Source organism: Halococcus thailandensis JCM 13552 (assembly GCF_000336715.1).
Classification (GTDB): domain Archaea; phylum Halobacteriota; class Halobacteria; order Halobacteriales; family Halococcaceae; genus Halococcus; species Halococcus thailandensis.
Map to the genome: position 1 here is coordinate 1 of NZ_AOMF01000189.1, position 10453 is coordinate 10453.

General features: G+C 50.5%; 3 protein-coding genes and 6 pseudogenes. 2 read left to right on the forward strand and 7 right to left on the reverse strand.

What is annotated here, in order from left to right; genetic code table 11:
* A pseudogene (locus tag C451_RS23915) lies at positions 1 to 145 on the forward strand (Glu/Leu/Phe/Val dehydrogenase); the annotation flags it as partial.
* A 164-nt stretch (positions 146 to 309) separates the two neighbouring features.
* On the opposite strand, the pseudogene C451_RS19770 reads toward C451_RS23915, so the two are convergent.
* Positions 310 to 1303 (reverse strand): annotated as a pseudogene (locus C451_RS19770) (transposase).
* 601 nt (positions 1304 to 1904) lie between these two features.
* Positions 1905 to 3713 (reverse strand): ABC transporter substrate-binding protein, encoded by a 1809-nt coding sequence (locus C451_RS21300; protein ID WP_080503583.1) that lies wholly within the window; start codon positions 3711 to 3713, stop codon positions 1905 to 1907.
* A gap of 127 nt (positions 3714 to 3840) precedes the next feature.
* On the opposite strand from C451_RS21300, the pseudogene C451_RS19780 reads away from it, so the two are divergent.
* Positions 3841 to 4520, forward strand: a pseudogene (locus tag C451_RS19780) (IS6 family transposase).
* A 757-nt stretch (positions 4521 to 5277) separates the two neighbouring features.
* Here C451_RS19780 and C451_RS24440 read toward each other — a convergent pair.
* The 5 genes and pseudogenes from C451_RS24440 to C451_RS21310 all read right to left on the reverse strand — a co-directional run.
* Positions 5278 to 5373 (reverse strand): annotated as a pseudogene (locus C451_RS24440) (hypothetical protein); the annotation flags it as partial.
* A gap of 246 nt (positions 5374 to 5619) precedes the next feature.
* The gene (locus tag C451_RS19790; protein ID WP_161605877.1) at positions 5620 to 6156 is read right to left on the reverse strand and encodes an IS630 family transposase; all 537 of its coding nucleotides are present in this window, start codon (positions 6154 to 6156) and stop codon (positions 5620 to 5622) included.
* A 131-nt stretch (positions 6157 to 6287) separates the two neighbouring features.
* Positions 6288 to 7254: pseudogene (locus C451_RS24445) on the reverse strand (transposase).
* Between the two features lie 236 nt (positions 7255 to 7490).
* A complete protein-coding gene (locus C451_RS21305) occupies positions 7491 to 9383 on the reverse strand; it encodes a S9 family peptidase (RefSeq protein WP_007743516.1) in 1893 nt (630 codons plus the stop codon).
* Between the two features lie 50 nt (positions 9384 to 9433).
* Positions 9434 to 10162: pseudogene (locus C451_RS21310) on the reverse strand (IS6 family transposase).
* Positions 10163 to 10453 lie beyond the last annotated feature (291 nt).

Genomic DNA, 10453 nt, shown 5'->3' on the forward strand with positions numbered 1-10453 from the left:
CGAACTCGATCAGGAGATGCTCGCGGCGTGGGACGACGTCCGAACGGAGTTCGAGCAGCGATCCGTCTCGTGGCGTGACGCCGCCTACAGCGTCGCGCTCTCGCGCATCGGTGCCGCGTACGATGCACGCGGACTGTGGCCGTAGACTCAATACCACACAAAGGGCTCCATTGAATCCACCGACAGTGTCGGGGTGAGTCGTCAAACAGGCTGTCTCGATCGCACGAAAGGGCAGCCCGATACTACCATCTACTCTGTCAGTAGGCACTCCTCTATTTACAGGCTGTAGAGGGTGTCATAGAACTCTTGTCACACCGTGATGATCGTGCTGCCTGGATTGTCTCCACGCTCGTCGTTGGTGATGGCAACGAGAAGCCGCAGACACAGCGCGAGAAAGACCTGCGCTCGTGCATGGACGCGGCCTCGGGCACGTCCGCGCCCGAGGCCGCAATCTTTGACCGCCTCATGGTTCGTTCAACACCACTCCGCCGGTTGTACGTCTCATCTAGTGTTGATTGCTTCAGCTGAACGTCCTCGCTGTGTTCGTCGATACGTTCTTCGACCCGATACTCGATCTCGAGCGGATCATCGGTATTTCGTGGATTGTACGGGGCGATCGGCACGACTCTTGCCGTCAGCAGATAGTCGTGCCAATCGAGCGTATCGTAGGCGCTGTCACCACGATCATCCAGACCGGTTGATCGACGGCGAGCGCGTCACGTGTGACGCGCATCGCCGTCTCTTCAGGCGCTTGTTTGCTCTCGGTGAATTCGGCTGCAATCGGTATCTTCGAGCCGGTCGAGACAGTCGTACAACCGTAGCCGTAATAGTACTCCTCAGACATCGGATCGTAGCATTTTGATTCATCTTGATCCGTTGGCATCGTTCTCACGTCGGTCGAGTCGATAGAGTAGGTCAAGTCGAGCAGGCCGCGGACGGCGGCCTGCTCGACGAGATAGTCGAAGACCTCGTCGGCGACGTGTTCGAGGTCGGTGAGAAACCGATCGACCGTATCTCTGGATGACGGTCGATCGAAGCCGCAACCAAGCCAGACGAACGTGTTCTGAAGCTCTCGTGTAACGGGACGGATGCCGTAGATGTCCTTGTAGTAGCAGTGGAGAAAGCCACGCATCAGCTCTGATGGCTCGTGGTCTCGTGTTCGTCCCGCCTCCGACGGGACGAACACTTCGTACTCGTCGAGAAACTCGAAGGAGAGGTGCTCAAACAACGTAAGTGTCTCTGTCGCCACGAGATTAAAGAACGACTCTACCGAAGGGTCGTCCTGCAGGGTCGCTGAATTCATCCACCTTAGCGTTCACCCTGCTCGTTAGTGTGGTAACCGTTCTATGACACCCTCACGACCGCCTGCTGGAGCAGGGGGTCGTGCCGGTTGTCCCATATAACCAACGCAACGCCGCTGATCCCCTTGATATCGAATATTGTGTTGAGGATACGATTGCAGTTACAGAAGAGCGGCTAGATGGGGTCTATCGGAAGCGATCGCGAATCGAGACAGCGATTGGTGTCTGTAAGGATCTCGGCTCGGGACCCCACGGGTCCGAGGCCGAGTCAGAGTCGAACCCCACGTCGTCTTGGCGTTGTGTCTTCGGCTCGCGGTTGTACTCACAAATCACGAACGAGAAAATGGCATCGCTAGTCCAACCATCATCCTATGAGAACCATTCTGCGCCACTGTCCATCCTGTTTGTTGTGTGGATAGTCGGAATTTTCGTCGAACGCGTCTCCGACGCGTTCTTCGGGATTTCTTCAGCGTTTTCGGCTGGGTTTCTTGGAATGGGCCATTAACCTACGTGCTGAATAGCGGTCAATATGTACAATTATTTCGTTGCACCTCTGAAGGGTTTAATAATTCTTTATAAAATTTTACAATTTGGTATTGTGTATTACTTATTCAATCTTGCAGTGCTATAATCAGTTATGAAGCGTCCCATGTCATATCCCTCGACAGAACTTCTCCACCCTTGTAGCTTGCTTTTGTAATATAGATCACTTTGTATCACGTTATCTACAATGTATTCTTGGAGGGTATACGCAATTTCTTTTTGCTCTTTGGTATCGTTTGTGGCAAATGCTTGTTGTATCTTGCTTTTATACCATTTATGCCCGGAACCTGGATTAGTTCCAAACTTTTCTCGAGGTTTCCCTTCTGGTGGTTTAGGACCATTAGGCTCCCAAGCGTCGTTGGAAAGATTTCCATCTTCTGGCTTGGAATGCCAGTTGTTGTGATTTCGTTGCGTTGCAAACCCAGCATACAACCAATAGAACACTTGTCCGATCGATTGTCCCCACGAAGCACCCGCGACGTGCCATCGCGATGTACCATACAAGCGAGAATACAAGGTGGATTTTTCTACCGATTGGACATCAACAGTTATTCCAATATCTTTGAGTTGGTTCTGAATGATTGTAGCCATCTGTTTTCTATTTGATATATTTTCCGTCATGTACTTGATGGTAAATCCGTCTGGGTTAGGCCCTTTCTCCAACTCTGACTTTGCCTTCTCCGGATCATACATCGACTTGTCCCGCAGTTTGGGGGAAGTCCATTCACTATCAGGGAACCAAGGACCTTTTTGCACAACACCCTCTCCCTGCGCAACGTCTTTAAGTATACTTTTAGCATCAATTCCGTAATGGAACGCTCTTCTGTTATGTACATTCGACATTGGGTTCTTTTCACCAAATGCCTTCGGATTTTGGTTTATGTAATTCAGTACTGTCGAATTACCAGAGAGAGATTTTCCTGTTATATCACTCTGATTTTTAAGAGACTCGAAATCCTTTGGGGGTACCTGGTTCATCATATCAACATTCTTTGATCGAAGTTGCGATAAGCGAGTAGATGCTTCCGGAATGAATTTGAATTCAATTGAATCTACGTAAGGAGGAGTATTTTTGCCGTTTCGATAATAGTCATCAAATGCATCCACAATTATGTGACTTCCACTCTTCCATTCTCTGAATTTATATGGCCCTGTTCCAATGGGATCTGTGGTGAGATTGGTACCTAGCCCCTTCGGGCCCTTAGCTTCTGCAACATTTCCTCGAGAATCTTTTGGAACGACTCCGTCAATCACTCGAGTCATCCAATCATTCCAAAAGCTGTTGGGCTGTGTAAGATTTAATCTTACTTCATATTTTCCTTTTTTCTCTACTAGTGGAACACCGTTCTTCTTTCTTAGCATTGGAGCATATCCGAGAGCAGCTGCATCGTTGTCTGGATTACCAATCCATTCAAATGTATATTTGACATCTTCAGCAGTCATTTCAGACCCATCGTGGAATTTAACCCCTTCTTTCAACTTTATATTCCACTTTTTCCCATTTTCGCCGACGGGTTCAGCAAGTTTCGTCGCAACTTCTGGTGTAGGTCCCTCCGTTGGTTCAATACCGACAATATTATCGTAAACAACATTCGATATTATTCGCGATCCAGTATCGGTATATAATGCTGGATCCAGATTCCAGGGTTCGCTTTTAATCCCGACTTTGAGTTTCTTGTTTTTGCCAGAGGAGTTTCCGCCGCTACTATTGTTTCCACTTTCCCCACTATTAGTGCACCCGGCTAACGACATTCCACCTACTGCTGTACCAAGTACTTTGAGGAGATCCCGTCGGTTCTGAGGCATAGCTATATACTCAATTTCATCATCTGTCTCTTTACGACTTACATTTGGTAGTCTATCTACCATGGCCTATCATGACGTACCTTGTTTAAATAGATTTGGGAAAAATGTCCAAAGATATAGATGTTTGGTTGAAGGGCAGTGTCTAGTTGAGGTGGCTTGAGGAATGAGCAGGCCGTAACGAGCACTATCCATGAAACTCGCGGACCTGCTCAGAGAGACGTTGAACGTGGATTGTGATGAGGCTTGGAGAACGAGCGCACCCCGACGCCTGTCAGGGTGTTCGGGGTGTGTCTCCATTCGATGGGGCTGTCGCTGTGAGAGACCGTCGCTGTCCTCGACTGGCTCGGCGTTGATCCGTTCTCACGGCGCGATTTGGAACTGGACGCATACGGTCTCAGAAACCCAGGCTGACCTGCCGACGGCGGAGCCGTCGCGGGTCGCCGTCGACGAGAAACAGATCACCGTCGACGGCGAGAAGAAATGGCTCTACGCTGCCATTGATACTGACTCGAAGCTGCTCCTCGATATCGAGGTGTTCAGCCGACGCGGGACCGATCCCGCGTCGGCGTTTCTTCATCGTCTCACCACCACACATGACGTCTCAGATACCGAATTTCTCGTCGACGCAGGTGGGTATCTGACCGCTCTCGCTCGACGTGAATTGAGCGGTCACCTCGACTACAGCGAGCGAAATCTGATCGAAAAGCTGTTTCAGACCGTGACGATGCGAATCGACCGCTTTCACTCGTTCTGGGAGGGAGTCCAGCCAGCGCACGGCGCTGGCTGCGACGGTTCAAGCATCACTACAATCATGACCGACCGAATCAAGCGCTCGATGGACGAACACCCGCCGAGGAGGTTCTCAACTAGACACTGCCGGTTGAAGGGCATTGTCGGTAGTTCCCAACTGAGTTCCCAGCAAATCTTCTGAACCGGCGGACTGTTGCAGTGAACGACGTGGTGAACGATTCGCCAGTGCTCAAAGACGTGCTGCGTTCCAGAAATTCCCTGCACTGGCTTTTCTCAAAATCCCAGCCAACAGCTGGAGTTCACGAAGGGCACCCCCGAGACCGCGGGCTGGTGAGTGGTCTGCGTAAGAAATGAATGTTGGTCAGCGGGTGAACCAGCGAATTCACTACCGTCGGTCGGTTTTTTGTCCCATAGAAGCAGCCACACTCCTCTACCATCCAAACGTTGCCCAGATCACTCTTCGAGCCGTTCGAGACGTGTGAGCCACTGAGAGAGCCATCCTTGCGTGTACCCGTAGCGTTGAGCGATATCCTTCTGCCGGATACCCCTCTTCTTTCCAGTTAATTGCCGCCATCAGCCGCTGTGTAGGCTTCTTTCCCTCGACCTCCGCCAAGAGAGTGGTCAGCGTAACATTTGGATATCGGGAGAAACGTCTTGATCCAATCAACCGCAAAGCTCATACTGTCGGACGGAACTGATCGGAAATCGTGCGGTGAAACATCACTCGTTGCAGTAGATCTTCTCAATCTGAACTTCACGTACTTCCGTCCGACAGTATCAGTCGATGGCTCAAGCGAAGAAACGTCTCAGTGAGGAACTCCCGAAAGTGATCTTCGTCCTCGTAGATCTCTGGCGAGATCTCTCGTTTGAGACTCTTTCAGAGTGGTTCGATTGCGTTTAATGTCGGCGAATACGGCGGGATGAAGACGAACTCGATGCCGAGTTCGTCGGCCCGTTGTTGGGTGAGCTTCGCGTGATGGGGCCGTAGTTGTCCGCGACGAGCAGAATCCGCCCCACCGGATTCTGCTCGCGGATCTTCTCTAACGCTTCACAGACGGTCTCCTTGATGATTCGTTCACCGAACGAGATCGTGCTGTTCCCAGTCAGCGCATAGAAGCCAAACGAGCGCCACGGAGCTGTCACAAGCGGTTTCTCGATTGTCACTGTTCGGTCGTACGACCACATCCGCTGAGAGTTGTCAAACGGCTGCGGCCACGACTCATCGAAAGAACCCCAGCACGACGGGATCTGCCTCCTGTTCCTCGACATCTTTCTCGCCGAGCGCCTCTCCAAGGCGCTCGGCGAGGATCCCCTCTGCGTTCTCGGGACTGCGGGGATCCATTGGACGTGGTTTGGCGTAATGCATCCCGCTCGCGCGTAACTTCCGGCTCAGGTGTGCCGGGTCGTAGGTCACGCCATAGCGTTCTTCGATAAGTGTGTGGATCGCTCGTGGCGTCCAGGGCTGGCCCTCTTCGAGAATGTCACAGAGTTCGGCGAACTGCTTGTTGGTGAGCTTCGGTGGCCGGCCGCCGCCGAAGCCCGGTCGGAGGCCTTCGACGCCTCCTTCGTTCCACGCTCGTGCCCATCGTCGCGTCGTGGATCGGGAGATCCCGACGCGGTCGCCCGCTTCCTCGCGCGCATCACCAGCGTAGAGGTTCTTCACATAGCAGAGCCGCCGGACGAGACTCGTCTCGTCCGCCTTTTGCGCATCTGCAATCGCTCGATCAAGCTCATCACCCGACAGATGCTTTATCAACAGACCTCGCTGATTGTTCTTCATCACCATAGAGAGTGCTGTGTTGAATTGGGGTACGGTGCGGGGATCATAGAGATTCACAGAGTTGTTCGATGTTCGAGATAGCGAACATCAGGACGATTTCGCGGAACTCACGGTACCAGAATTGCGCTCGCACGGCGGAGCCGAGCGAGCGCTTGGTNCATCAGGACGATTTCGCGGAACTCACGGTACCAGAATTGCGCTCGCACGGCGGAGCCGAGCGAGCGCTTGGTTGTCGAGTACGATGTTTTGGACATCCACCGCTGAGAGTATCCAGCGTCCCGAATTAGCGCGTTGTGGCCAACTGTCTCCAATGAGGATCCACGTTCGAGAACAAGCAGATCAACGTCGAGCGTGTAGAACTCGAACTTGCTCATCCAGTCGTGAAATCCCTTGTCAGCGGCGACTGAGAGCAGGTCGTCGGCGTTCCGCCGGACGACCTGCGGTCCAAGCTTCGTATCGTGCTTCCACTCGACCGAGCACTGCAGATCCAACACAGCAGGCGATTCTGTATCGGTGAGAGTTGTAACTTTCAGCGTCTGTACGTCTCGATCCGCTCGTTGAAGGTAATACGACGAGGCGTGACCACGCTCGAAGAAGGTGCTGTCGAGAGAAACATGACCGGACTGCGGGAGTTGCTCCGCTGAAACGCGGAGCAACGCCCGCCAGATCGTTATATTGAATCGGTCGAACGATTTGGAGATCGTTGAGTAGTCCGGGACATCGTTGAGGTCGAGTTCAAGAATCTCACGCNGACTGCGGGAGTTGCTCCGCTGAAACGCGGAGCAACGCCCGCCAGATCGTTATATTGAATCGGTCGAACGATTTGGAGATCGTTGAGTAGTCCGGGACATCGTTGAGGTCGAGTTCAAGAATCTCACGCAGTTCACTGAAACAGCGGAGGCGATTTTCCGTTTCGCGGTAGCTGTGGTCGTCTTCGAGCCGATAACCGTGAATGACGAGGTGCTTCCAGCGGGCAAGCCCACCTTCGGCGGGCTTGCCCGCGTTGGTCCCCAACACTTGTATGGCAAGCCGCTTACAGTCTCTCAGGAAGCCGAGGAGATCCACTTCTGCCATATCGGCCTTCCTCGGCTTCGTCCTTACCGATGTGACGGTCTATCCCGCTGCCGTACCCCTATTCAACAGAGCAATAGAGAGGCGCTCTAAGGGGTCAACTCTTTCGCAGACCACTCATTTGGCGGAGTTCTTCCGTAGAAACGTTCTCAAGATGAGTCATGCGAGAACAACGGACCGCAGATTAAAGAACTTTAGTTTCCAGTATTAACTAGACAGCTCCCCTGAAAAAGATCTTGTCAGCTATATAATGATGATTGAAGAAATGACATAACACGTTCAAAAAATTCAACTCTGTTTTTTAGCTTGTTCATGTGGTGGCCTTCATCTTCGAAAATAATACGTTCCACAGGAACATCTTGTTTTGATGCTGCACTGGCTATCTGTTTAGTTTCTTGAATAGGTACCCGTGGATCGTTTGCCCCATGTTGTATAAACAGTGGACAGGCTAGTTCGTTAATGTCATGGATTGGGCTAATAGATCTCAGAAAATCCCCATTTTCTGAGATCGTTCCATATTCCGATTCGCGATGAGAACGACGCCATTCACTGGTGCGTTCAAGATATGTGATCCAGTTTGAAATACCAACGCAATCTATCGCAGCTCCCCAAAGACTTGGATGCATAGTTATAGCTGACAAAACCATGAATCCTCCGTATGAACGTCCATATGCGACTAGTTTGCTCGAATCTATTTGGTCCCTCTCAGACAACCATCTTGCTCCTTCAATGATATCCCTCACTGAATCTTTTCTTTTATCTTTATTATCTAAGGAAGAGTATCTTTTACCATATCCAGAAGATCCACGAACATTAGGTTCAAACACTGCGTAGCCACTGTCAACAAAGTACTGCCGTATTGGATTAAACCAAGGGCGACGTTGATGATGTGGGCCACCATGTATGTCAATTATAGCTGGATAGCTCATACCATCCGACTTTTCGGGGATAGTAAGATATGCCGGGATTTTTCTCTCGTCAAATGAACTATAGTGTTCCAGTCTTGGTGATTTGTATCTTTGCAATTCAACACCACCTGATGATGGGAACGTTTTTCTGTTCAGATGCTTCGCTTCGTTTTCAATGTCTTCTATTATTCCATCTCGGTAGTCCATGTCAGTTGTGTCAGGAAGTTTTTCTCTATCCAATTCATCACCGGAAATATTAATTTTGTATATAGAATGGTTTATTTTCGGTGTAGAAATTGTAGCCATGGCGCAATTTCCTTTTCCGCCCATTATTAAATCATGAACAACTCCTTGGAGAAAACCAATCTGAGAAGTGATCACTTCACCGCCATCTGGCATTACTCCTACACTCAATTCAGAATACCCATTTATATTCCTAGAAATTATAAATTTGTTTGTCTTTTGACTAAATGAAAAATGGTCTATATTCCAGCCACCACCTTCGAGGATAGTTTCAACGGCACCGTTTTCCGCATCTATTTTTATTAAATTTTTGTTATCCGAACCTTTATTACTTAGGCAATATATTGATCTTCCATCTCGGCTAAAAAATGGTTGTCGATATTGAGAGTTATCATTGCCAAATGTGATGTCGGTTTTTTCTTGACTATCCATATCTAAACAAAATAAACCATCACTAAAACTCGAATATTCTTCCCGAACAAGGATAGTTTTTCCACTTGGATCCCATGCTTCCGCAATTATTTGACCGCCTTCACCCGTGTATAAGAGATTCTCATCTTCCAACTCAATTCCGTTAACCTTTGCTGTATATAAATCAAAAGTTGAATAATCGCGTCGGTTTGATGTAAACGCTATTCTGCCACCATCCGCAGTCCAGCTACCCCATCTGTGAATTGCATCCGGTTGCTCTGTCACGTTATTTATGGTATTTAACTTTTTATTTGACAAAAACAACTGGTCATGTTCATTGCCATTAGATCCTTTGCCGAATATGAATGTGTGATCAGATGGAGACCATTCTACAAAAGATATGCTTTCATCATAATGAGTCTGCTGTTGAGGCCACCCCGACCTTCCATCATCGGTCCATATTTGCATGGTTCCAGAAATATCTGATAAGAATAACATAGAATTATTCTGTGTGACTGTCGGTGATAGTGTTTTATGCGTACCCAAATAAGGTCGTATTTCTTTAACCATGCAATATATTGTTTGCTATCTGCTATCAAAGTTTCGGAGGCTCTGTCTAGTTAACCTTCCTCCACCGGCATGCGGCCGTTGAGCGCTTGGTGCGGGCGTTGCATGTTGTAGTAGTGGACGAACCGCCGCAGCCAGCGGCGAATACTGGCCGGATCGCCGTTCCACGTCGTATAGAAGTGGTCCGTCCGCTGTTTGATGTCTGGAACCACCGCTCGATGTGGTTCCGGCCGCTATATTCCACTTGGCCGCTCAGTCCCAGTCGGGACAGAGCGGTCCGATAACCAAAGCTGTCGACCAGTAATTCCGCCTCCGAAAGGTCGTGATGCTCCGCGAGACGTGAGAGGAACGCCGTCCTCAGAACGCTTCGCGTTCTGATGTGCTGCACGAGAGCTCGCTCTCGTGGACGACGCGGGATCGGTCCCGCGGCGGCTGAACACTTCGATATCGAGTACCAGCATCGAATCGAGATCGACCGCAGCGTAACACCACCGCCACTCCGTGCCAATTTGGATCGCCGTCTCGTCGACGGCGACCCGCCGCGGAGTGCTCCGCAGCGGGTCGTCTTGGCTGTCTGCGAGGCGGTGCGTCCAGTCTCAAACCGCTCCGTGCGAGCGGTCAACGCCGAGGAGCTCAAGAATCGCTACGGTCTCACGCAACAAGAGCCCCGCAGAATGGAGCCGGACGGCGACGCCCGTGAGGGCGTTCGTCGTCCGCTCTCGGTCCCAACAGTCACTATCTGATATCTCTAATGTCTTACCGAGCAGGTCGCTGAGTGGCATTGATCACTAGCTCTTCGGCCTGCTCACTCTTAACTAGACAGCGCCGTAGCACTATTTATGGTCGAATATCTAGCAGACATCGATATGAATGTCCGGGGTGTGTGCGTTCCTGCCACTATCAATTGTGACCCTGAGGAAATTCCTCATTGAGTGCTTTTCTACGGAGGATTGCTCATGCTATTCAGAGATTCATACGAGTCCATGAGCCCGTCTAAGAATTCCGCCGCACCAGTCCCCTGACGACAGCTGAAGATGCTGCTGCACGATTCGACAGACCGATTCATCCGCCGA

Coding starts and splice junctions, on each gene's coding strand:
- C451_RS21300 (WP_080503583.1), bottom strand. CDS start 3,713: ATGGTAGATAGACTACCAAATGTAAGTCGTAAAGAGACAGATGATGAA.
- C451_RS21305 (WP_007743516.1), bottom strand. CDS start 9,383: ATGGTTAAAGAAATACGACCTTATTTGGGTACGCATAAAACACTATCA.